Genomic DNA, 23538 nt, shown 5'->3' with positions numbered 1-23538 from the left:
GTGCTCCCCCGCACCCGACAGGTGGCGTCACCAGGGTCTTTCGTTGGACCGGGCCGGATCATGTTGGCTCCGCGAGCCCGGCATGATCCGCACGAGAGGCCCTAGCAGCGGGGCGCCACGAGCCCGTCGCTGCCGGTGTAGACGTACGCGTCCGAGACGTACTGGCCGCTGCCGATGCAGTCCCAGACGCTCGAGGTGCCGTAGGGGCCCGACACCCGGGTGCCCGTCGTCTGGCAGGTGATCCGGACCCGGGCGCCCTCGGACAGCACCCGGACGATCGAGTAGCCGGTGCCGGGGCCGCTGCGGACGTTCAGCCGGTAGCCCGGCGCCACCGGGTAGGAAGCCGCGGCGGCGGCCATCGTGGTGACCTCGTCCGGCGTCGCCGCCTTCTCGGCCCCGCCCTCGATCTCCTGAGTCTGGTCCACGGACATGAAAAACCTCCCCCGTTGCGCCCCACGACTGTCGTGGGGCCACGTTGATTCCCCCGGAACAAGCCATGAAACACCAGTTCGCCGTTCGCACGCGAAGGCGGGCAAGTCGCCTCGGTCCCGCGCGCGCCATCGACTAGGCTCCGAGCGTCGCGCGCGCGAAACGAACAGCACGGGGGTGGTTCCATGGCGCCGCAGCGGAACGCCGGAGCGGGCGCGGAAGCGGAACTTCCGGAGTACGCCGGTCACTACCGTCTTGAGTCCTGTCTGGGCTCGGGCGGCATGGGTGTCGTGCATCTGGCCCGGGGCACCTCCGGGATGCGGGTCGCGGTGAAGGTCGTGCACGCCCGGTACGCCATGGACCCCGAGTTCAGAGGGCGGTTCCGGCAGGAGGTGGCTGCGGCCCGGCAGGTGAGCGGAGCCTTCACGGCACCGGTCGTCGACGCCGATCCGGACGGCGGACGGCCCTGGATGGCCACCCTGTACATCCCCGGTCCGACCCTCTCCGAGAAGGTGAAGCGGAACGGGCCCATGGACCCGGACCAGTCCCGTCGGCTGATGGCAGGGCTCGCGGAGGCGCTGCGCGACATCCATCGGGTCGGGGTGGTGCACCGGGATCTGAAGCCGAGCAACGTCCTGCTCGCCGAGGACGGGCCGAAGGTCATCGACTTCGGCATCTCCCGGCCAAGGGACAGCGAACTGCGCACCGAGACCGGAAAGCTGATCGGTACGCCGCCGTTCATGGCACCCGAGCAGTTCCGGCGGCCGCGGGAGGTGGGGCCCGCGGCCGACGTGTTCGCCCTCGGCTCGCTCATGGTGCACGCGACCACCGGGCGCGGTCCGTTCGACTCCGACAGCCCGTATGTCGTCGCCTATCAGGTCGTGCACGACGAGCCGGACCTGACCGGCGTGCCGGAGTCCCTCGCGCCACTGGTGCTGCGGTGTCTGGCCAAGGAACCCGAGGACCGGCCCACTCCGGACGCGCTGATGCGGGAACTGCGGTCGGTGTCGGCGGCGTACGACACCCAGGTGTTCGTACCGGCGCCGCGGAAGCCCGTGGCCCCGGAGGAGAAGGACGCGCCGGAGTCCCGCGCTGACGCGCCCGGGGAGCGGCCCGCACGGCGCCTCGGCAGACGGGCGGTGCTGATGGCCGGGGTGCTCTGCCTCGCCGTGCTCGGCGGACTGACGGCGGTTCAGCTGTACGGCGGTACGGAACCGGCGCGGAAGACCAACGCCGCGCGGAGTGCGCCGGGCGGTTTCGGCGTGTGGGAGACGGTGCCCGCCCAGGAGAGCGGCGGCATGCCCCAGTGCTCGTACGGACCGGGAGGTCTGCTCTGCGCGGTGCCCGGCACGGTCTTCACCCTCGATCCGGCCGACGGCCGCACCCTGTGGCGGCGCGACGTCGCGGGGGAGGCCCGGAGTGAACCCCCGGTCGTGTCGGGCGGCCTCGCCCACCCCTCCCTCGACCTGATCGGCGACCGTCTGGAGGCGCTCGACCCGGTCACCGGCGAGCGGGTGTGGCAGGAGGCCGTGCCCCCGTACGACGGAGTGCAGGCGGTCGGCGACATGCTCCTGCTGACCCGCTCCGACGGGACGGTCACGGGCGTGGACAGCGCCTCGGGCGAGATCCGCTGGTCCCACCGGATTCCGGGGCAGGCCGTGCCGTACTTCTCCTCGCTCGCCGGGGAGTCCGGGAGTACCGGGGAGTCCGGGCAGCCGTCGGCGTACGCGACGAGTCGGGCCGGGAGCGGGACCCGGGTCACCGCGGTGGATCCGGCGACGGGTGACGTGCGGTGGGACGCGGAACTGGAGGGGTCGCTGACGCCCGTGGGAGCGGAGGACGGCTCCGTGTATCTCCTCTCCGAAGGGGGCATCCACGGAGACGCGGACGCCGTGGTCCGCTACACGCCCGGCACCGGGGCCGTCCACCGCGTGACGCTGCCCGTCCCGGTCGCGCAGGCGGAGTCCGGTGTGCACGGCGACACGGTGTACCTCATGGGTGCCGGCGGTTCGCTGGTGGCCGTCGACATGGCGGCGGGGAAGCAGCGGTGGCGGCTGGAGACGGGCGTGGCCCGGGGCTCGGTCCCCGTCTCCGACGGACGGCACGTGTACGTCACCGTGCCCGACGGACGGCTGCTGGGTGTCGACGCCCGCGAGGGGAAGCTGCTGGGGCAGACCCGGCCGCGGCTCGGCGCCGAGTCCGACCGTGTGCCCGCCGCACTGCCCGCGCCCGTGGTCGCGGGCGGCCACGTCTATGGCGGGGCACCCGACGGGACCGTCTTCGGCGTGGCGGGGCGCGACCCGGCCGACTGGGACGAGGGCAGGCGGGGCGGGCGTGGGGCAGGCCGGGCGGGGCCGTGATCACCGCGGACGGCCGGCGTCGCGACCCCCGCGGCCGGGCGGCGAGCAGACCGCGCGGACGAGCGGGAGCACGGTCGCCGCGGGCGAGCGGCGGCACGGCGGTTCGCGCCGAGGCCGGGTAGGGGATCCCGCCGTCGGCCGGCGGCGACCGAGGGCCGCGCCCGCCGTGCGGACGCGGCCCCTACGGCCGGCTCGTGGGCCTCAGCCCAGCATGCTCACGTCGCGCACCGCGCCCTTGTCCGCGCTGGTCGCCATCGCCGCGTACGCCTTCAGCGCCGCGGAGACCTTGCGGTCTCGGTTCTCCGGCGCGTACCGGCCGTCGAGGGCCTGCTCGCGGCGGGCCAGTTCCGCCTCGTCGACCAGCAGCTCGATCGAGCGGTTCGGGATGTCGATGCGGATGCGGTCGCCGTCCTCGACCAGGGCGATGGTGCCGCCCGAGGCCGCCTCCGGGGAGGCGTGGCCGATGGACAGGCCGGACGTGCCGCCGGAGAAGCGGCCGTCGGTGATCAGGGCGCAGGCCTTTCCGAGGCCGCGGCTCTTCAGGTACGACGTCGGGTAGAGCATCTCCTGCATGCCGGGGCCGCCCTTGGGGCCCTCGTAACGGATGACGACGACGTCGCCCTCCTTGACCTGCTTGGTGAGGATCTTCTCGACGGCCTGCTCCTGCGACTCGCAGACGACCGCCGGGCCCTCGAAGGTCCAGATGGACTCGTCGACGCCGGCCGTCTTCACGACGCAGCCGTCGACCGCCAGGTTGCCGCGCAGTACCGCGAGGCCGCCGTCCTTGGAGTAGGCGTGCTCGGCGGAGCGGATGCAGCCGCCCTCGGCGTCCTCGTCGAGGGTGTCCCAGCGCTCGGACTGGGAGAAGGCCTCGGCGGAGCGCTTGCAGCCCGGGGCCGCGTGCCAGAGCTCGACCGCCTCCGGGGAGGGGGAGCCGGCGCGGATGTCCCAGGTCTTCAGCCAGTCGGCCAGGGAGGGGCTGTGGACGGAGTGGACGTCCTCGTTGAGCATCCCCGCACGGTGCAGCTCGCCGAGCAGGGCGGGGATGCCGCCCGCGCGGTGCACGTCCTCCATGTAGTACGTGCGGGTCTTGGCCACGTTGGGGGCGACCTTGGCCAGGCAGGGCACGCGGCGCGAGAGGGCGTCGATCTCGGTGAGGCCGAAGGGGACCTCGGCCTCCTGGGCGGCGGCCAGCAGGTGCAGGATCGTGTTGGTGGAGCCGCCCATGGCGATGTCCAGCGCCATCGCGTTCTCGAACGCGGCGACCGTGGCGATGTTGCGGGGCAGGACCGTGTCGTCGTCCTGCTCGTAGTAGCGGCGGGTGATGTCCATGACCGTGTGCGCGGCGTTCTCGTAGAGCGCCTTGCGGGCGGTGTGGGTGGCCAGGACCGAGCCGTTGCCGGGGAGGGACAGGCCGATCGCCTCGGTGAGGCAGTTCATCGAGTTGGCGGTGAACATGCCCGAACAGGAGCCGCAGGTGGGACAGGCGTTCTCCTCGATACGGAGGACGTCCGCGTCGGAGACCTTGTCGTTGGCCGCGTCCACCATCGCGTCGATCAGGTCCAGCGTGCGGACCGTGCCGTCGACCAGGGTGGCGCGGCCGGCCTCCATGGGACCGCCGGAGACGAAGACCGTGGGGATGTTCAGGCGCAGCGCGGCGTTGAGCATGCCCGGGGTGATCTTGTCGCAGTTGGAGATGCAGATCAGGGCGTCCGCGCAGTGCGCCTCGACCATGTACTCCACGCTGTCCGCGATCAGGTCGCGGGAGGGGAGGGAGTACAGCATGCCGCCGTGACCCATCGCGATGCCGTCGTCGACGGCGATGGTGTTGAACTCGCGCGGGATGCCGCCGGCCGCGACGACCGCCTCGCTGACGATCCGGCCGACGGGGGCGAGGTGGGTGTGTCCGGGGACGAACTCGGTGAAACTGTTGGCGACCGCGATGATCGGCTTTCGGCCGATGTCCGCGCCGGGTACACCGGAGGCGCGCATCAGGGCGCGTGCGCCCGCCATGTTGCGGCCGTGGGTGACTGTGCGGGACCTCAGCTCGGGCATCGTCGCTCGCTCCTTCAGACCTTCGGGGAGTGTCGGCCAGAGAGTTCTGTCTGACTGCGTCGAGCGTACGCCGGTCATCCAGAGGGCGGGACAAGGTGTCCGGAATACGGGACGAATGTCTCAGCCGGAAGGTGATCCGGGCGCCGGCGCCCGGACGGACGCCGGCCCGGCCTGCCCGGCAGGGCGGATACGCACGCGCCCGGCAGAGCGGGTACGGGCTCGGCGGCCGGTCGGACACGCGTCACGGGCCGGTGCGGCACGGGGTGCGGTGAGCGGTCGGGGTGGGCGGTGGGCGGTGGGCGGTGGCGTACGGGCTTCAGTTGCCGGTGAGGTGTCCCTGCACGACCGGTGCCACCCGTCGGATGATCTGCTCGGGGTCCGCCGAGGCGAGCGGCTCCATCTTGATGACGTACCGGATCATCGCGATCCCCACCAGCTGGGCGGCGGCGAGCTCGGCCCGCAGTTCCGCGTCCGGCACCTCGAGCCCGTCGGCGATCCGGCGCAGCAGCTGGCCGGCGATGAGCCGGCGGAAGACCGCCGCCGCCGTCTCGTTGTTCACGGCGGAACGGACGATCGCGAGCAGCGGGGCCCGTGTCACCGGGCTCTCCCAGAGCCCGATGATCATGCGGGTCATCCGCTCGCCGGCCTCCTCCACCGGGCCCTCGACGATCGTGTCCCGCACGGCGAACGCCGGCGCGAAGGCGACCTCCACCGCCGCCTGGAACACCTGCTCCTTGGTACCGAAGTAGTGGTGCACCAGCGCGGAGTCGACCCCGGCGGCCTTGGCGATCCCCCGGACGGACGTCTTGTCGTACCCCCGCGCGGAGAACTCCTCACGGGCCGCGTCGAGAATACGGTCCCGGGTCCCGGCCGATTCCGTACGCGGCGGGCGGCCGCGGCGCCGGGTGGTGCCGTCGCCCCGCGCGGAGTCGCCCGGGCCCTCGCTCGCGGCGACGCCGTTCACCGGCGCGGCACCCGGATCGCGGAGGCGGAGGACGAGGAGGCCAGGTGCAGGCGGGTGAACGCCAGGGCCTCGGCCAGATCGGCCTCGCGCTCCGCCCCGGACATGGCCCGGCGGGTGTTGACCTCGATGACGACATGCCCGTCGAAGGCACTCATCGCGAGCCCTTCCAGCACCTCGGCGCAGGGCTGGTCCCCGCGGCCGGGCACCAGGTGCTCGTCCTTGGCCGAGCCCTTGCCGTCGGCGAGGTGGATGTGGCCGAGGCGGTCACCCATGCGGTCGATCATCCGCAGGGTGTCGGTGCGGGAGGTCGAGGCGTGGCTGAGATCGATCGTGAAGTGGCGGTAGTCCTCTTTGGTGACGTCCCAGTCGGGGGCGTACGCGAGCATCTCGCGGTCGCGGTAGCGCCAGGGGTACATGTTCTCCACCGCGAACCGCACATCCGTCTCGTTCGCCATCCGCCAGATGCCGTCCACGAAGTCACGGGCGTACTGCCGCTGCCAGCGGAAGGGCGGATGGACGACGACCGTGTCCGCGCCGAGCTTCTCGGCCGCGGCACGGGCCCGCTGGAGCTTGGTCCAGGGGTCGGTGGACCACACGCGCTGGGTGATGAGCAGGCAGGGCGCGTGGATTGCCAGGATGGGGATGCGGTGGTAGTCGCTGAGTCTGCGCAGCGCCTCGACGTCCTGGCTGACCGGATCGGTCCACACCATGACCTCGACGCCGTCGTACCCGAGGCGGGCGGCGATCTCGAAGGCCGTCGCCGTCGACTCCGGGTAGACGGAGGCCGTCGACAGGGCGACCTTCGCTTCCGGGATGCGGACTACGTCCCTTGCTTCTGACACGAGCCTCAGGTTACGGGGTGGTGTCGGGTGGATGCGGGGTGCCCGTTCGCCGTTGTGGTGATTGCCATAGCGGCGCCGTCCCGGCATCGGTCCCGGCATCGGTCCGCCGCGCGGCCTGCGCGGCGGTGCGCCCTGCCCGGCGCTACCGCCGGCCCATGTGGTCCAGGCGTCGGAGTATGACGCCCTCCCTCAGGGCCCAGGGGCAGATCTCCAGGCGTTCCACGCCGAACAGGTCCATCGCCCCCTCCGCGACCAGGGCCCCGGCCAGCAGCTGGCCCGCGCGGGCCTCGGAGACACCGGGGAGTTCGGCACGCTCCGCGGTGGTCATCGCGGCGAGCCGCGGCACCCAGGCCTCCAGGGACTCCCGCTTCAGCTCGCGCTGCACGTACGGGCCCTCCGCGGAGCGGGCGGCGCCGGCGAGCCGGGCGAGCTGCTTGAAGGTCTTGGACGTCGCCACCACGTGGTCGGGGGCGCCCAGCCGGCTGAAGTCCCCGACGGTGCGCGCTATGCCGGTGCGCACATGGCGGCGCAGCGCGCGGACGTCGTCCGCCTCGGGCGGGTCGGTGGGCAGCCAGCCCGCGGTCAGACGGCCGGCGCCGAACGGCAGCGACACCGCCGTGTCGGGCTCCTCGTCCAGGCCGTAGGCGATCTCCAGGGAACCCCCGCCGATGTCGATGACGAGCAGTTTCCCGGCCGACCAGCCGTACCAGCGGCGGGCCGCGAGAAAGGTGAGCCGGGCCTCCTCCTCACCGCTGAGGACCTGGAGCTCGGCCCCGGTCTCCTCGCGCACCCTCGCGAGCACCTCGTCGGCGTTGCCCGCCTCGCGCACCGCGGAGGTGGCGAACGGCAGCAGTTCCTCGACGCCCTTGTCCTCGGCGGCCCGGAGCGCCTCGTGGACGACCGCGATCAGTCTGTCCACTCCGTCGTCGCCGACGGCCCCACTGTCGTCGAGGAGCTGGGAGAGCCGCAGTTCGACCTTGTGCGAGTGCGCGGGCAGCGGCCGCGCACCGGGGTGCGCGTCCACGACCAGCAAGTGCACCGTGTTCGAACCCACATCGAGGACACCGAGTCTCATGTACGGAACGTTACTGCTCGCAGCGCGCGGTGTTGCCCGGTCCGCGGAGGTCGAGCCGGTCCCGGACACGGCGGCGGGCGTCTTACCCTGGACGGGTGCCAAAGACGAAAAAGGCGAAGGATCAGAAGCCGGACAAGAAGGCCAGGACGGACAAGAAGGCCGGGCCGGCCGGTGCTCCCTCCCGGGTGACAGCACCGCAGGTCGCGGAGAAGGCGCCGGTGAGCGACGAGAAGGGCCTCGACTTCGCCCGCGCGTGGGTGGAGTTTCCTGATCCGGCGGACGACGAGCAGGTCTTCCGCTGCGATCTGACATGGCTGACCTCTCGCTGGAACTGCATCTTCGGCAGCGGCTGCCAGGGCATCCAGGCGGGCCGCGCGGACGACGGCTGCTGCACTTTGGGTGCCCACTTCTCCGACGAGGACGACGAGAAGCGGGTCGCCGGACATGTGGCGAGGCTCACACCGGACATCTGGCAGCACCACGCGGAGGGCACGCGTAACGGCTGGGTCTCCGAGGACGAGGACGGTGACCGTCAGACCCGCCCGTTCCAGGGCTCCTGCATCTTCCAGAACCGGCCGGGGTTCGCGGGCGGCATGGGCTGCTCGCTGCACATCCTCGCCCTCAGGGAGGGCCGCGAGCCGCTGGAGACCAAGCCGGACGTGTGCTGGCAGCTGCCGGTCCGGCGGACCTACGACTGGATCGACCGGCCCGACGACACACGGGTGTTGCAGGTGTCGATCGGTGAGTACGACCGTCGCGGCTGGGGCCCGGGCGGTCACGACCTCCACTGGTGGTGCACCTCTGCCACCTCGGCGCACGGCGCCGGGGACCCGGTCTACGTCTCGTACCGCGCGGAGTTGACCGAGCTGATGGGCAAGGCGGGCTACGACCGTCTGGTCGAGCTGTGCGAGGAGCGGCTGGCCTCGCAGCTGCCCCTCCTGGCACCGCATCCGGCGGACCCTGCCTGACACCGCCGGCGGTCCCGGGGTGACCGGTCCCGGAGCGCGCTTCCGACCGTCGCGCGGCCTGACCACGACGACGCACCCCGCACCCCGCACCCCGCATCGCGAGCGGCGACGGTGCCGGTGCCGGTGCCGGACCGGGAGACGCGGTCGGGGCGTAGCCCGGCCCGGGTCACCGCTCGGCGGGCGGCGGGCTCCCCGGGTCCGTCGGCTGGTCCGTCGGCGCCGGGTCGGTCGCCACCGGCTCGCCGGGGAGGGGGCCGGTGGGCGTGGGGCCGCCCGGGGTGGGCTCCGGGCCGGGTGCCGGTGGCGAGTCGCTCGGGGTGGGTTCCGGGTCGGGCGACGGTGTCGTCGGCGTCGGTTCCGGGTCGGGCGACGGCGCGGGCGGGTCGCCCGGGGTGCCCGGGTGCGCGGTGCCCGGGCCGCCGGGGTGGCCGGAGGGCGAGCCGCCGCCCGGTGCGGAGGGGGCGGTCCCGTAACCGTGGATGGTGACGAGGGAACCGGCGGGGGAGATCGCCACCGAGGCGCTCCAGTGGCCGGACGGCTCGCGCAGCTGATCCACGTAGGCCCTGATCGTCACCGACTCGCCGGCTTCGAGCGTTCCCGACGACTGGCTCAGATACAGCCAGGACGCGCCCGTGGAGGCCGACCAGCGGACCGGTCCGGTACCCGTCGCGGTGAGGGTGATCAGTGTGGTGTCGCCGCTGTGGCCCGCCGTGACGCCCAGCGCGGCCGCGTCCTCCCGGCCCGCGCCGCCGACTCCGAGGACCTCCACGGACACGTCCGCCTCACCGTTCTCGTCGAGGCGGAGGCCGGGGCGGGTGGTGGCGTCGCCGGTGTTCTCGTAGCCGGCGCCCGCTTCCTCGCCGTCGAGCTCGACCTCGCCGCCGTCCTCCCGGGCGGAGGCCGAACGGCCGTCCTGGCCCTCGCCGACGGGGGTGCCGCGGTAGGCGGCCCACAGCGCGAACACGGGCGCGGCGATGACGCTGGCCACGACCGTCGTCGTCAGGGCACGCGCGCGCAGCCGGTCCCGGCGCGCGACACGGTCCTTCGGGTCCACCGGAAATCCGCGCCGGTCGAAGCGGGGCGCGGCACCGCGCGCGCGGGGGTGGTGCGTCATGGCGGCGTGCAGAGCCGCGCCGGGCGCCGGCAGGACGGGGAGCGCGTCCGGTGTGACGCTGGTGCCGGGCCACCGTCCGGGTACCGCCCGCTCGGCGCTGCGGCGGCAGCGCGGACAGTCGTCGACGTGCCGGACGAGTTCGCGGCGCAGGGTCGTACTGAGCACGAACCGCCGGTCGCCGGTGAGATGTGCCACGCCGGGGCAGGCGCCGGCCTCCACGACGGCGAGCGCCGCGCGGGTGCGTTCCACCTCGCAGGCCGCGGTGGCGAGCAGGGCACGCGCGGCGGCGGGTTCCATCCCGAGTACGGCGGCGACCTCGTGGGCGGCGAGGTGGTGACGCACGGCGAGTTCGAGTGCCTCGCGCTGCACCGGGGTGGTGCCGGCGGCCTCCGGCCAGGCCAGTGCGGCCAGTTCGCGGTTGCGCCGCTCCCGGGCCTCCTCGGAGACGACCGGGGCGGCCGGGGTCGCGGCCGGCCGCTTCCGGCCGGCGCGGAGCACGGCGTGGCCGGCCCGGCGGTTCTGCCCGGCCTCGGCCAGTCTGCGCAGACACGCCCAGCGGGCCAGCGCGTACAGCCAGGCCCTGCGGCTCCCGAGTTCGTCGGGGAGGTTGCGGCCGCGGCGTTCGGCGAGCGTGAGGACGTCGGCCAGGGCGAGGGTCGCCGCGTCGTGGTCGCACAGTACGGACAGGCAGTAGGTGAACAGGCCGTCCAGGTGCGGTCGGTAACGGGTGGCCGGCCGCTGCGCCACAGTGCGCGCGGCTCCGCGGTCGCGCCCTTCCCGGTGCGTCCGGCGTGCTCCGGTCGTGCGGGTCGAGGTATCCGGGCCACTGCTCGTCATTCGGCGACCGTAGGGGCCCCGGGACGGCCTCTTCCGGACCCCGGACCACATTTAATCCGTACGGGTGAAACGATCCCTCAAACGGGGACAGGAACCTTTCCTCACCCGCGGGCAGCGACCGTCCCGGGCGGCGGCCAGGGCGCCGGTGCGTACGGGACCACGGGGAAACGGCCCGACAGGACGCCGGTCCGGGAGCCGGGCGACGACCACCGGGGCCGGGCCACGGCGGACGATGTCAGAGGGTGCCGTTACCTTTTCCGCATGGCTGCCCGTACCAAGACCTCCAAGGACCGTCCGTCCTATCGCTGCGCCGAGTGCGGCTGGCAGACGGCCAAGTGGCTCGGCCGCTGCCCCGAGTGCCAGGCCTGGGGGACGGTCGAGGAGTACGGCGTGCCCGCGGTCCGTACGACGGCGCCCGGCCGGGTCACCAGCTCCGCGCTGCCCATCGGCCAGGTCGACGGCCGTACGGCCACCGCCCGTTCCACCGGTGTGCCCGAGCTGGACCGGGTGCTCGGCGGCGGACTCGTGCCCGGCGCGGTGGTGCTCGTCGCGGGCGAGCCGGGCGTGGGCAAGTCCACACTGCTGCTGGACGTCGCGGCCAAGGCGGCGAGCGAGGAACACCGAACGCTCTACGTGACGGGAGAGGAGTCGGCGAGCCAGGTCCGGCTGCGCGCCGACCGTATCCACGCCATCGACGACCATCTCTACCTCGCCGCCGAGACGGATCTGGCGGCCGTGCTCGGCCATCTGGACGCGGTGAAGCCGTCCCTGCTGATCATGGACTCGGTGCAGACGGTGGCCTCTCCGGAGATCGACGGTGCCCCCGGCGGCATGGCCCAGGTGCGTGAGGTGGCGGGCGCCCTGATCCGGGCCTCCAAGGACCGCGGGATGTCCACGCTCCTGGTGGGCCACGTCACCAAGGACGGCGCGATCGCGGGCCCGCGCCTGCTGGAGCACCTGGTCGACGTCGTCCTGCACTTCGAGGGCGACCGGCACGCGCGCCTGCGGCTGGTGCGCGGCGTCAAGAACCGCTACGGGACGACGGACGAGGTCGGCTGCTTCGAACTGCACGACGAGGGCATCACCGGCCTCGCGGACCCCAGCGGGCTGTTCCTCACCCGCCGCGCCGAACCGGTCCCGGGGACCTGCCTGACCGTCACCCTGGAGGGCCGCCGCCCCCTGGTGGCCGAAGTGCAGGCGCTCACCGTCGACTCGCAGATCCCCTCCCCGCGGCGCACCACGTCCGGTCTGGAGACCTCCCGGGTGTCGATGATGCTGGCGGTGCTGGAACAGCGCGGCCGCATCAGCGCCTTGGGCAAACGGGACATCTACTCCGCGACGGTCGGCGGGGTGAAGCTCTCCGAACCGGCCGCGGACCTGGCCATCGCACTGGCGCTGGCGTCGGCGGCGAGCGACACCCCGCTGCCGAAGAACCTCGTCGCGATCGGCGAGGTCGGCCTCGCGGGCGAGGTGAGACGGGTCACGGGTGTCCAGCGCAGGCTCGCCGAGGCACACCGGCTGGGCTTCACGCACGCCCTGGTCCCGGGCGATCCGGGCAAGGTCCCGCCGGGCATGAAGGTGCGGGAGGTGGCGGACATGGGGGACGCGCTGAGTGTCCTTCCGCGCTCCCGTCGCCGAGAGGCCCCACGGGAGACGGAGGAGCGCCGGTAGACTTTGCCCAGGTCTCGCCCGTCCGTACGAACCGAGTGCGCGAACGGGGGCGCCCAGAACCTGCGACCGGAGGAGTGCAGTGGCAGCCAACGACCGGGCAGCGGCTCCCGGAAAGTCCGGCGGGAGCGCCGGCGCCGAGGGCCTGATGCGCGCCTCGCTGAGCGCCGTGGCACCCGGAACCAGCCTGCGTGACGGCCTGGAGCGCGTACTGCGCGGCAACACCGGCGGTCTCATCGTGCTCGGTTTCGACAAGACCGTCGAGACGCTGTGCAGCGGCGGTTTCGTGCTGGACGTCGAGTTCACCGCGACCCGGCTGCGCGAGCTGTGCAAGCTGGACGGCGGCATAGTCCTGTCGTCCGACCTGTCCAAGATCCTGCGGGCCGGCGTCCAGCTGGTGCCGGACCCCACCATCCCCACCGAGGAGACCGGCACCCGGCACCGCACCGCGGACCGCGTCTCCAAGCAGGTCGGCTTCCCCGTCGTGTCCGTGTCGCAGTCGATGCGCCTGATCGCGCTGTACGTCGACGGCCACCGCAGGGTCCTGGAGGACTCCGCGGCGATCCTGTCCCGCGCCAACCAGGCCCTGGCGACCCTGGAGCGCTACAAGCTCCGCCTCGACGAGGTCGCCGGCACGCTGTCGGCGCTGGAGATCGAGGACCTGGTGACCGTCCGGGACGTCTCCGCCGTCGCACAGCGGCTGGAGATGGTCCGTCGCATCGCCACCGAGATCGCCGAATACGTGGTCGAACTGGGCACCGACGGGCGTCTCCTCGCCCTCCAGCTCGACGAGTTGATCGCGGGCGTGGAACCGGAGCGCGAACTGGTCGTACGGGACTATGTGCCCGAGCCCACCGCCAAGCGCTCCCGCACGGTCGACGAGGCCCTGCACGAGCTGAACGTACTCACCCACGCCGAGCTCCTGGAGCTGTCGACCGTGGCCCGCGCCCTCGGCTACACCGGCTCCCCGGAGACCCTCGACTCGGCGGTGTCCCCGCGTGGTTTCCGCCTGCTGGCCAAGGTGCCGAGGCTGCCCGGCGCGATCATCGACCGCCTGGTGGAGCACTTCGGCGGCCTGCAGAAGCTGCTCGCCGCCAGCGTGGACGACCTCCAGACGGTGGACGGCGTCGGCGAGGCGCGGGCACGCAGCGTGCGCGAGGGCCTGTCGAGGCTGGCGGAGAGCTCGATCCTCGAGCGGTACGTGTAGGAAACTTCCGCTCCCGGCCGTCGGCGTCGCCCCCTGTCTGAGCGGGAGGGCTGCCCGACGGCCCGCGGCCCGGTCAGTCCGCTTCCAGCACGAACGACGTGCGTACCTTCTCGAATCCCGGCGCCTTCGCCTCCACCAGGTATGTCCCCGGCTTCGCCGCCCCCGCCTTCGGCGTCGCGCACTCCGGCGCGCTCGCCTTGCGGTCCCACTTCACGGTGTAGGTGATGCTGTCCCCGGCCGCCACGCGGAACACCAGACTCCGCGCGCCCTCGGGGCAGTCGTCGGACGCCCAGTACGCGTCGTCACCGCTCGCGGGGGTGATCGTCAACACCGCGTTGACCGGCCCGAGATCGACCTTGCAGTCGCTGCCGGAGGTGTTCCGCGCAGTGAGCAGGAAGGTGGGCACCTGCCCCGGCTCGTAGGCGTTGCGGGAGCTGCGCAGACTGAACCTCACCGCGTTCGCCGTGCAGTTGGGCAGGGAGGCACCCGATCCGGCCGGCAGCGCGTCACCCGCGCCGACCCCCGCGGACGTACCGCCCTCGGAACCACCGCCCGCGCTCCCCCCGGCACCGCCACCCGATCCCTCGGAGCCGCCGGAGTCCGCGGGATCGCCGTTGGCCCCGTCGTCTCCCGCCCCGGACGACGAGCCGTCGGATCCGCCGGAGCCACCGGACCCGCCGGAGCCACCCGACCCCGACTCGTCCCGCCCTCCCGGAGCCTGACTGATCGCCGGCCCCGAACTCGACGGCCCCGGCGTGATGGACGGCGCGGGATTCTTGCCATTGGCCCCGTTGTCACGCCCGTTGCCGCCACCGCCGCCCGAGAGAACGACCCAGGTGGCAAACAACGTCAACAGGGCCAATACGGACAGCAGTACAGCCCTCCGTCGCCAGTAGATGGAGGAGGGAAGCGGCCCGACCGGATTGCGCAGAGATCCCACGGCGCAAACCTTACGAGAGTTCAGCGCGTTCGCTGGCCTCACCCGCCACTGAGAGCCACAACTTTTCAGGATCATCATCCCGGAAATCGCCCTGCCCCCCCTGACGTTCGCCGGGTACGGCACCCTTCGATCGCAGAGTGTGACCGTTCCGCAGCCTTCCCTACGGTCTGTGATCACGGACGCGGGCGAGGCGCAGGGCAGAGATACCGACCCGGAGCTGGACGGAGGCTCGACTGCCGTCCCCTGACGCGCTGTTCGGGGGTCGGGTGGTGGCGGGACACGGCGTGGCGGCGGACACGGTCGGTCCGGTGAGCCGCACTTGACGCCGACCGGCGCTCCGATGGATGAGCAGCGCTCCCGCAAGCGGCGGGCCGCTTCCACCGGCCGCGCTCGCAGCTCGCCAGCGTGAGCGGTGCTCTCGCATGCGGCCGGTGCTCTCCATGCCTGCCCGTGGCGCACGATGGTGAGCGGTGCTCTCGTATGTGATCGATGCACCTGACCCTGACCGGCGCTCCGCGGGGCGAGCAGCGCTCTCGGTAGCGGCCAGTGCTCCCCGTGCTGGCCCGTCGCGCGCGGTGAGCAGTGCTCTCGTACGTGAGCAGTGCACTCGACCCTGACTGGCGTTCCGGCATGCGAGCAGCGCTCGCGCAGGCAGCCGATGCTTCCACCGGCCGCGCTCGCAGCTCGCCAGTGTGAGCGGTGCTCTCGCAAGCGGCCGGTGCTCTCGCGGGTGTCGTGTCGCTGCCCGACCGTGGCGCTCACCCCGGAGGCGGGGCGCGGCGTGGCAGGATCAGAGGGTCATGACTGCTCCCACGAAGCCCCCGTACGGCACCGCCGCCGATTCCGCGTCCGAGCGTGCTCCCGGTGAGCCGCTGCACTCCCCTGTCATCGACTGGTTCGACGAGCACGCCCGGGATCTTCCGTGGCGGCGCCCGGAGGCCGGTGCGTGGGGAGTGATGGTCAGTGAGTTCATGCTCCAGCAGACCCCGGTGAACAGGGTCCTGCCCGTCTACGAGCAGTGGCTGGCCCGCTGGCCGCGCCCCGCCGACCTCGCCGCGGAGGCGCCCGGCGAAGCCGTCCGCGCTTGGGGCCGGCTCGGTTACCCGCGTCGTGCGCTCCGGCTGCACGGCGCCGCCGTCGCCATAACGGAGCGGCACGGCGGGGACGTCCCGGCGGACCACGCCCAGTTGCTCGCACTGCCCGGTATCGGCGAGTACACCGCCGCGGCCGTGGCCTCGTTCGCCTACGGGCAGCGGCACGCGGTGCTGGACACGAATGTCCGCCGGGTGTTCGCCCGCGCGGTCACCGGTACCCAGTACCCGCCGAACGCCACCACCGCCGCCGAGCGCCGGCTCGCCCGGACCCTGTTGCCGGAGGACTCCTCCACCGCCGCGCGCTGGGCCGCCGCCTCCATGGAGCTGGGCGCGCTGGTGTGCACGGCGAAGAACGAGTCGTGTCACCGCTGCCCGATCGCCGCGCAGTGTGCCTGGCGGCAGGCGGGCAAGCCCGCCCACGAGGGTCCGCCGCGCCGCGGCCAGACGTACGCGGGCACGGACCGCCAGGTCCGCGGACGGCTGCTGGCCGTTCTGCGGGAGGCGCACCAACCGGTGCCGCAGGCCGCACTGGACCGGGTGTGGAACGAGCCGGTGCAGCGCGCCCGCGCACTGGACGGTCTGGTCGCCGACGGTCTGGTGGAACCGATGCAGGGCGGCCTGTACCGGCTGCCGCTGAGCTGACCCCGTCCACCCGGCCACCCGGCCACCCGGCCACCCGGCCACGCCAACGACCACACCCTCGGGCTCCGGCTCGGCGCCGGTTCCACCCCCGCCGCCGGGCCGCCCGAGCCCGTCCACTCGTCCGTCCACTCGTCCGATCCGGCGATCCGGAGATCCGGCGATCCGGCGATCCGGCCCGCGGGCGGATCGGATCCACGGGCCGCTCACGTCCGTGACAACGGCACGACCGGCGATATCGCCCCAAACGCGCGTCAATTGACCGCCCTCCTTACCCTCCTCCCCCTTCCGTTACACAACCGACGGACAGCCGAGGGCTGCTCGCAAGCTGCTTCGGACAGTGCCGTGACAACGGCTCCGTACCTTCGATCACGTGCTCGCCGAGGGCACGACGACCGAGGGTCACAGACGGTCCGGCCGGCTCGAGTGAGCGGGAACGGGAACGGAAGGCGGTTCACCATGGCGCAGGGCGAGGTGCTCGAGTTCGAGGAGTACGTCCGCACCCGGCAGGACGCGCTGTTGCGCAGCGCCCGCCGTCTGGTCCCGGACCCCGTGGACGCACAGGACCTGCTGCAGACCGCGCTGGTCCGGACGTACGGCCGCTGGGAGACCATCGAGGACAAGCGTCTGGCCGACGCCTATCTGCGCCGGGTCATGATCAATACGCGGACCGAGTGGTGGCGGGCCCGCAAGCTGGAGGAGGTGCCCACCGAGCAGCTCCCGGAGCCCTGTGTGGACGACGCCGCCGAGCAGCACGCGGACCGTGCCCTGCTGATGGACATCCTGAAGGTGCTCGCCCCGAAGCAGCGCAGTGTCGTGGTGCTGCGACACTGGGAGCAGATGTCCACGGACGAGACGGCCGCCGCCCTCGGCATGTCGGCCGGAACGGTCAAGAGCACGCTGCACCGAGCGCTCGCCCGGCTCCGCCAGGAGCTGGAGGCCCGCGATCTGGACGCACGCGCGCTGGAGCGTGAGGAGCGGGAGCGTTGCGCGGCCTGACCGGCGCGGGACCCACGCGGTCCCGGACCACCACCCGGGCGGCGATCGCGGCGACGGCCGTGCTCGCCGCCGTCGGGCTGTCGGCCGGCTGCGGCACGGGCGGCACCGGTGCCCGGGACGAGGGTCCGGCGCGCGCGGAGTCGGTGGCCAGCGTGACCCCGCCGACGGCCTCGCCCTCGCGGACCCCGGGCCGGGTGGACGCGGTCCGGTTGATCCAGGCGGACCCCGCCGTCTCGGCACAGGTCAAGCGGGAGCTCAAGCCGTGCGTCGCCGACGAGTACCCGGTCGACGTGAGCTACGGGAACCTCACCGGAGGAGCCGCCGACGATGTGGTCGTCAACGTGCTGACCTGCGGGGACGCGGTGGGTGTCGGCTCGTATGTGTACCGCGACCAGGGGGGCGCCTACGTCAACGTGTTCACCGCCGAGGAGCCTCCGGTGTACGCGGAGATCGACCGCGGGGACCTGGTGGTGACCAAGCAGGTGTACGACCGGGGCGATCGGGTGTCGAGTCCGTCCGGCGAGAACGTCATCACGTACCGCTGGGCGTCGGGCAGGTTCGGCGAGGAGTACCGCACGCACAACGACTACGGTCAGGTGGCCGGACCGATGCCCACGCCGGTGCCCGAAGACGGCTGAGACATGGCTCACGGAGAGAACCGGCGGGGCCTGCCCGGCCGATGTAAGGGATGAACCCTTCGCGCGGCTCACGCGTCCGTCCCTGCGATGGGCCGAGACAATCAGCCCGGGCGGGCCGAGTGACCGTGTTCGAACCGGCCCGGGACCACACGAGGACTGAGAGCACCGGGATGACAGACCAGACCCACGTCCTGTTCGTCGAGGACGACGACGTCATCCGCGAGGCCACCCAGCTCGCCCTGGAGCGGGACGGCTTCGCGGTCACCGCGATGCCCGACGGGCTGTCCGGCCTGGAGGCGTTCCGCTCCGACCGGCCCGACATCGCGCTCCTCGACGTCATGGTGCCGGGGCTGGACGGGGTCAGCCTGTGCCGTCGCATCCGGGACGAGTCGATGGTGCCGGTGATCATGCTGTCCGCGCGGGCCGACGCCATCGACGTGGTGCTGGGGCTGGAGGCGGGCGCCGACGACTATGTGACCAAGCCGTTCGACGGTGCCGTTCTGGTGGCCCGGATCCGCGCGGTGCTGCGCCGCTTCGGGCGGGCGGAGGGCGGCAGGGCGGAGCAGGCGTCCCCGGACGTCAGGGGGACGCTCTCGTTCGGGGAGCTGGACATCGACACGGAGGGCATGGAGGTACGCCGAGCCGGGCAGCCGGTGGCGCTGACCCCGACCGAGATGCGGCTGCTGCTGGAGTTCTCCGCGACACCGGGCACCGTGCTCTCCCGCGACAAACTGCTCGAGCGGGTGTGGGAGTACGGCTGGGGCGGGGACACCCGGGTCGTCGACGTCCATGTGCAGCGACTCCGTACGAAGATCGGCCAGGACCGTATCGAGACGGTCCGCGGCTTCGGCTACAAACTGAAGGCCTGAGCGAACGGATGCGCGGGGACTTCCGGCGCCTGGTGACGGCGCGCGTGGACCGGGTGGGCATCGGCGCGGGACTGAGGTGGAAGCTCAGCGCGGCCATCGCGGTGGTCGGCGCGCTGGTGGCGCTCGTGCTGAGCCTGGTGGTGCACAACGCCGCGCGGGTGTCGATGCTGGACAACGCGCGCGATCTGGCCGACGAGCGCATCATGATCGCCCAGCGCAACTACGAGCTGTCCGGACGGCTGAACTTCCCCAACACCGAGATCGACGATCCGCAGCTGCCGAAGGAGCTGCGGGAGAAGGTCGAGGCGGGGCGACGGGCGACCTTCGTGGCGGACCGGAGCGGCGCGCCGGACATCTGGGCGGCCGTGCCGCTGAAGAACGGGCATGTGCTGTCCCTGCACTCCGGCTTCACCGACCGCAGTTCGGACATCCTCAAGGACCTCGACCAGGCCCTGGTGATCGGTTCCATCGCGGTCGTCCTGGGGGGCAGCGCGCTCGGTGTGCTGGTGGGCGGGCGACTGTCGCGGCGGCTGCGCAAGGCGGCCGGCGCCGCCAACCGGGTGGCCAGGGGCGAGACGGACGTCCGGGTGCGGGAGTCCATCGGCGGGGTGGTGCGGGACGAGACCGACGATCTGGCCAGCGCGGTGGACGCCATGGCGGACGCGCTGCGGCTGCGGCTGGAGGCCGAGCGCAGGGTCACCGCCGACATCGCGCACGAGCTGCGCACACCGGTGACCGGTCTGCTGACCGCGGCCGAGCTGCTGCCGCCCGGCCGTCCCACGGAACTGGTGCTGGACCGGGCGAAGGCGATGCGCACCCTCGTGGAGGACGTGCTGGAGGTGGCCCGGCTGGACAGCGCTTCCGAGCGGGCGGAGCTGCAGGACATCCTGCTCGGCGAGTTCGTCACGCGGCGGGTCGCCGCGAAGGATCCGGACGTCACCGTGCGCGTGGTGCACGAGTCGGAGGTCACCACCGATCCCCGGCGGCTGGAGCGGGTGCTGTTCAACCTGCTCACCAACGCCGCGCGGCACGGCAGACCGCCCATCGAGGTGACCGTCGAGGGCCGCGTCATCCGGGTCCGCGACCACGGGCCCGGCTTCCCCCGGGGACTGCTCGCCGAGGGACCGAGCCGCTTCCGCACCGGCAGTGCGGACCGGGCCGGCCGCGGTCACGGCCTGGGCCTGACCATCGCGGCCGGTCAGGCCCGGGTGCTGGGCGCACGGCTGACCTTCCGCAACGTACGGCCGGCGGGGGCTCCGGACGGTGTGCCGGCCGAGGGCGCCGTCGCCGTGCTGTGGCTGCCGGAGCACGCGCCGACGAACACGGGGAGCCATCCCGTCCTGATGTGACGTGCGCGCGCCCCGCGCTGAGGCGCGGGGCCGCGGTGAGGGACCGGCCGTGTCTCTCTCTGGCTGTGCCGGAGCCGAACCCGAAGCCGAACCCGAAGCCGGAGCCGGAGCCGGAGCCGGAGCCGGAGCCGGCCGGTGGGGCGTACACGGCGGACCCCGGGGGCGCGGGCGCGTCCCCGGGAGCCTGCGTCGTCGTGGGACAGGCGCTGTTCCGTCAGGCGGGCTCGGTCAGCCCCGCTGACGGGGCGCTGTCGCCGGGCTTCTCCTTCTTGCGGACCGGGCCCTCGCCCTTCAGCGGGACCTCCTTGACGAACACGGCCGCCGCCAGCGCGACCACCGCGATCACCGCGCCGAGCAGGAACGCGGAGTGGGTGCCCGAGGAGACCGCGTGCTGGTAGGCCTCGCGGGCCGCCGCCGGCAGCTTCGCCAGGCTCTCGGCGTCCAGCTGGGCGGACTGCCCGGTCAGCTCGGAACCCACCGTGCCGGCCCGCTCGGCCATGGCGTCCTGGACCCGGCTGTTGAACAGCGCGCCCATGATCGCCACACCGAAGGAGGCGCCGAGGGTGCGGAACAGGGTGGTGGAGGAGGACGCCACGCCCATGTCCTTCATCTCCACGCTGTTCTGCGCGACCAGCATGGTGATCTGCATCAGACAGCCCATGCCCAGACCGACCACGGCCATGAAGACGCCGGAGGTGAGGCGGGAGGTCCCGGTGTCCATGGTGGACAGCAGGTACAGGCCGACGATCATCAGCGCGCTGCCGGCGACGGGGAAGACCTTGTACCGGCCGGTGTTGGTGGTCACCCGGCCCGCGACCATCGAGGTGACCAGCATCGCGCCGAGCATCGGCAGGAGCAGCAGGCCGGAGTTGGTGGCGGAGGCGCCCTGCACGGCCTGCTGGTAGAGCGGCAGGAAGAGCGTCGCCCCGAACATCACGAAGCCGACGACGAAGCCGATGACGGACATCAGAGTGAAGTTGCGGCTGCGGAAGATGTGCAGGGGCAGCACCGGTTCGGCGGCCCTGGTCTGCCAGAACACGAAGCCGACGAGCGAGGCGACCCCGAGACCGATCAGCTCCATGATCCGCGCGGAGCTCCAGGCGTACTCCGTGCCGCCCCAGGTGGTGACCAGCACGACGGCGGTGATGCCGACGGTCAGCAGCACGACTCCGAGGTAGTCGATCCCCGCCTGGGCCCGCTTCTTCGGCAGGTGCAGTACGGCGGCCACCGCGGCCAGCGCGACCGCGCCGAGCGGCAGGTTGATGTAGAAGGCCCAGCGCCATCCCCAGTGGTCGGTGATGGTGCCGCCGACCAGCGGCCCGCCGATCATGGCCAGCGCCATCACCGCGGCCATCATCCCCTGGTACCTGCCCCGCTCACGGGGCGGGATGAGGTCGCCGATGATCGCCATGACGCCGACCATCAGACCGCCGGCGCCCAGACCCTGCACCGCGCGGAAGCCGATCAGCTCGCCCATGTTCTGCGCCATGCCGCTGAGCGCGGAGCCGATCAGGAAGATCACGATGGAGGTCATGAACGTGGCCTTGCGCCCGTACATGTCGCCGAGCTTGCCCCAGACCGGAGTGGAGGCCGCGGTCGCGAGCGTGTAGGCGGTGACCACCCAGGCCAGGTGCTCCAGTCCGCCCAGCTCGCCCACGATCGTCGGCATCGCGGTGCCGATGATCATGTTGTCGAGCATCGCCAGCATCATCGCGATCATGAGTGCGAGCAGGACCACCCGCACACTGCGCGGCTGCTTGCCGCCGTCCTTCCCGGCGGCTTCCGCCGCCGGTGCGCCCGCGACCTCCGCCGGTGCGTCTGCCGTATCCGCCATGGTTCCCACTCCCCCGGCCACCGTCGTGTGGCCACTGGTACTTACTTGCCGCCCGGCTAGTACATTGGAAGCGAAAGCTAGTCGCGCAACTAGCCGGGCGTCAAGTAAGTTTTTGCCAGGAGCGGGACGAGCGGGAGGATGGGCGGCACCATGGACGGCACCAGACAGCGGCGCCGCGGGAACACCCGCCAGCGCATCCAGGACGTCGCGCTCGAGCTCTTCGCCCAGCAGGGCTACGAGAAGACCTCGCTGCGGGAGATCGCCGAGCACCTCGACGTCACCAAAGCGGCGCTCTACTACCACTTCAAGACGAAGGAGGAGATCCTCGTCGGCATCTTCGAGGATCTCTCCCGGCCGCTGGAGGACCTGATCGAGTGGGGGCATACGCAGCCGCACTCGCTGGAGACGAAACAGGAGATCATCCGCCGGTACAGCGAGGCGCTGATGGGCGCCGCCCCACTCTTCCGCTTCATGCAGGAGAACCAGGCGACGATCCGCGAACTGCGCATCGGCGACATGTTCAAGACCCGCATGCTCGGACTGCGGGACATCCTGATGGACCCGGACGCCGACCTCGTCGACCAGGTGCGCTGCGTCAGCGCCCTGTTCACCATGCACGCCGGGATGCATGTGTTCCAGGACGTGGAAAGCGACCCCGAGGAGCAGCGCAAGGCCGTCCTCGAGGTCGCCACCGATCTGATCACCCAGGCCCACCGGAGCTCCGCGGGCCGCTAGCCAGGGGGTGTCCGGGCCCCGGGCGGCACCATGCCTCCGGGTACCGGGGTCAGAGCCGCGCGCCCTTGGAGTGCAGGAACTTCGCCGGGTCCACGGCGGAGCCGTAGTTCGGGCTGGTGCGGATCTCGAAGTGCAGGTGGGGGCCGCTGGAGTTGCCGGTGTTGCCGGACGAGGCGATCTTCTGGCCGGTCTTGACGACCTGGCCCGCCTTCACGTTCACCGAGGACAGGTGGGCGTACTGGGAGTACGTCTTGTCGCTGTGCTTGATGACGACGGCGTTGCCGTACGCGGGGCCGTCGCCGGCGCCGTTGCCGCCGGCCTTGACGACGGTGCCGCCGTGGACGGCGACGACGGGGGTGCCGGTCGGGACGGCGTAGTCCTGGCCGGAGTGCTTGGAGGCCCACATGCCGCCGTTCGCGGCATAGCTCGCGGACAGCTTGTAGCTCTTCACCGGGTCGGTCCAGGACGCGGCCTTCTTCTTGGCTGCGGCGGCCTTCTCGGCCGCGGCCTTGACCGCGGCGGCCTTCTTGGCCTTCGCCGCCTTCTCCGCCTTCGCGGCGGCGGCCTTCTCCGCCTCGGCGGCCTTCTCGGCCTGGGCGGCCTGGATCTTCGCGGCCTCGGCCTGGGCGGCCGCCTGCGCCCGGACGGCACCGGCCGCACCGGCCGCACTCGACGCGGCCGGGGTGTCGGCAGCGGCCGCGACCCCGGCCCCCAGTGCGACCGAGGCCCCCATTCCGGCGGCCAGTACGGCCGCACGGGTGCGGATCAGGGACGTACGGGAGAAACGGGACGTGACGCGCTGGCTCATCTCAACCTCACCGGGAAGGGAACGGAGGAAAACCACCGGGTACGGGACCGCACCGCGGTGGTTGTTCAGTGGTAACCCTTCCGCCCGAAAAGCCGCAAAGGTGTGATCTACGAC

The 23538-nt window shown here is 72.4% G+C and carries 19 protein-coding genes; 10 read left to right on the top strand and 9 right to left on the bottom strand.

Annotation, left to right across the window (positions count from 1 at the left end):
- Positions 1-101 precede the first annotated feature (101 nt).
- A complete protein-coding gene (locus HTV45_RS22885) occupies positions 102-431 on the bottom strand; it encodes an SH3 domain-containing protein (RefSeq protein WP_215207717.1) in 330 nt (109 codons plus the stop codon).
- 183 nt (positions 432-614) lie between these two features.
- Here HTV45_RS22885 and HTV45_RS22880 point away from each other — a divergent pair, with 183 nt between their 5' ends.
- Entirely contained in the window at positions 615-2789 is a 2175-nt protein-coding gene (locus HTV45_RS22880; protein ID WP_215207716.1) for a serine/threonine-protein kinase, read from the top strand.
- A 201-nt stretch (positions 2790-2990) separates the two neighbouring features.
- On the opposite strand, the gene ilvD is transcribed toward HTV45_RS22880, so the two are convergent.
- The 4 genes from ilvD to HTV45_RS22860 all read right to left on the bottom strand — a co-directional run bounded on the left by ilvD (position 2991) and on the right by HTV45_RS22860 (position 7725).
- Positions 2991-4844, bottom strand: coding sequence for a dihydroxy-acid dehydratase (gene ilvD, locus HTV45_RS22875; protein ID WP_215207715.1), 1854 nt, complete (start codon positions 4842-4844; stop codon positions 2991-2993).
- A gap of 316 nt (positions 4845-5160) precedes the next feature.
- Positions 5161-5808 (bottom strand): TetR family transcriptional regulator, encoded by a 648-nt coding sequence (locus HTV45_RS22870; protein WP_215207714.1) that lies wholly within the window; start codon positions 5806-5808, stop codon positions 5161-5163.
- On the bottom strand, positions 5805-6650 hold the full coding sequence (locus HTV45_RS22865; RefSeq protein ID WP_215207713.1) for a sugar phosphate isomerase/epimerase: 846 nt from the start codon (positions 6648-6650) through the stop codon (positions 5805-5807). Before HTV45_RS22865 ends, HTV45_RS22870 begins: the two co-directional genes overlap by 4 nt.
- A 142-nt stretch (positions 6651-6792) precedes the next feature.
- Positions 6793-7725, bottom strand: a complete 933-nt coding sequence (locus HTV45_RS22860; protein WP_215207712.1) for a Ppx/GppA phosphatase family protein — start codon at positions 7723-7725, stop codon at positions 6793-6795.
- A gap of 95 nt (positions 7726-7820) precedes the next feature.
- Here HTV45_RS22860 and HTV45_RS22855 point away from each other — a divergent pair, with 95 nt between their 5' ends.
- Positions 7821-8693 carry a hypothetical protein gene (locus tag HTV45_RS22855; protein WP_215207711.1) on the top strand — a complete coding sequence of 291 codons (873 nt, stop codon included), beginning with the start codon at positions 7821-7823 and terminating at the stop codon, positions 8691-8693.
- Positions 8694-8859: 166 nt separating this feature from the next.
- On the opposite strand, the gene HTV45_RS22850 is transcribed toward HTV45_RS22855, so the two are convergent.
- A complete protein-coding gene (locus HTV45_RS22850) occupies positions 8860-10644 on the bottom strand; it encodes a hypothetical protein (protein WP_215207710.1) in 1785 nt (594 codons plus the stop codon).
- A gap of 261 nt (positions 10645-10905) precedes the next feature.
- Here HTV45_RS22850 and radA point away from each other — a divergent pair, with 261 nt between their 5' ends.
- Both radA and disA read left to right on the top strand, forming a co-directional pair.
- Positions 10906-12315, top strand: a complete 1410-nt coding sequence (radA, locus tag HTV45_RS22845; RefSeq protein ID WP_215207709.1) for a DNA repair protein RadA — start codon at positions 10906-10908, stop codon at positions 12313-12315.
- A gap of 79 nt (positions 12316-12394) precedes the next feature.
- Complete coding sequence (disA, locus tag HTV45_RS22840) at positions 12395-13519, top strand: DNA integrity scanning diadenylate cyclase DisA (protein ID WP_215207708.1); 1125 nt, start codon at positions 12395-12397, stop codon at positions 13517-13519.
- A gap of 73 nt (positions 13520-13592) precedes the next feature.
- On the opposite strand, the gene HTV45_RS22835 is transcribed toward disA, so the two are convergent.
- Complete coding sequence (locus tag HTV45_RS22835) at positions 13593-14459, bottom strand: hypothetical protein (protein WP_215207707.1); 867 nt, start codon at positions 14457-14459, stop codon at positions 13593-13595.
- Positions 14460-15259: 800 nt separating this feature from the next.
- On the opposite strand from HTV45_RS22835, the gene HTV45_RS22830 reads away from it, so the two are divergent.
- From HTV45_RS22830 to cseC, 5 genes are all read left to right on the top strand, one after another.
- Positions 15260-16195: an A/G-specific adenine glycosylase gene (locus HTV45_RS22830; protein WP_215207706.1), complete on the top strand. Its 936-nt coding sequence runs from the start codon at positions 15260-15262 to the stop codon at positions 16193-16195.
- A gap of 456 nt (positions 16196-16651) precedes the next feature.
- Entirely contained in the window at positions 16652-17191 is a 540-nt protein-coding gene (locus HTV45_RS22825) for a SigE family RNA polymerase sigma factor (RefSeq protein WP_215207705.1), read from the top strand.
- Complete coding sequence (locus HTV45_RS22820) at positions 17179-17829, top strand: hypothetical protein (RefSeq protein ID WP_215207704.1); 651 nt, start codon at positions 17179-17181, stop codon at positions 17827-17829. The genes HTV45_RS22825 and HTV45_RS22820 overlap by 13 nt, the downstream gene beginning before the upstream one ends.
- Positions 17830-17999: 170 nt before the next feature.
- Positions 18000-18698: a two-component system response regulator CseB gene (gene cseB, locus HTV45_RS22815; RefSeq protein ID WP_215207703.1), complete on the top strand. Its 699-nt coding sequence runs from the start codon at positions 18000-18002 to the stop codon at positions 18696-18698.
- Between the two features lie 8 nt (positions 18699-18706).
- Positions 18707-20047 (top strand): two-component system sensor histidine kinase CseC, encoded by a 1341-nt coding sequence (gene cseC / locus HTV45_RS22810; RefSeq protein WP_215207702.1) that lies wholly within the window; start codon positions 18707-18709, stop codon positions 20045-20047.
- Between the two features lie 214 nt (positions 20048-20261).
- Here cseC and HTV45_RS22805 read toward each other — a convergent pair whose 3' ends face one another.
- Complete coding sequence (locus HTV45_RS22805) at positions 20262-21881, bottom strand: MDR family MFS transporter (RefSeq protein ID WP_215207701.1); 1620 nt, start codon at positions 21879-21881, stop codon at positions 20262-20264.
- Positions 21882-22019: 138 nt separating this feature from the next.
- On the opposite strand from HTV45_RS22805, the gene HTV45_RS22800 reads away from it, so the two are divergent.
- Complete coding sequence (locus HTV45_RS22800) at positions 22020-22616, top strand: TetR/AcrR family transcriptional regulator (protein ID WP_215207700.1); 597 nt, start codon at positions 22020-22022, stop codon at positions 22614-22616.
- Between the two features lie 49 nt (positions 22617-22665).
- On the opposite strand, the gene HTV45_RS22795 is transcribed toward HTV45_RS22800, so the two are convergent.
- Entirely contained in the window at positions 22666-23424 is a 759-nt protein-coding gene (locus HTV45_RS22795; protein ID WP_215207699.1) for a M23 family metallopeptidase, read from the bottom strand.
- Positions 23425-23538 lie beyond the last annotated feature (114 nt).

Origin of the sequence: Streptomyces sp. CHD11 (assembly GCF_018638295.1) — a bacterium.
Taxonomy (GTDB): domain Bacteria; phylum Actinomycetota; class Actinomycetes; order Streptomycetales; family Streptomycetaceae; genus Streptomyces.
This window is presented reverse-complemented; position numbering and strand designations above follow the sequence as displayed.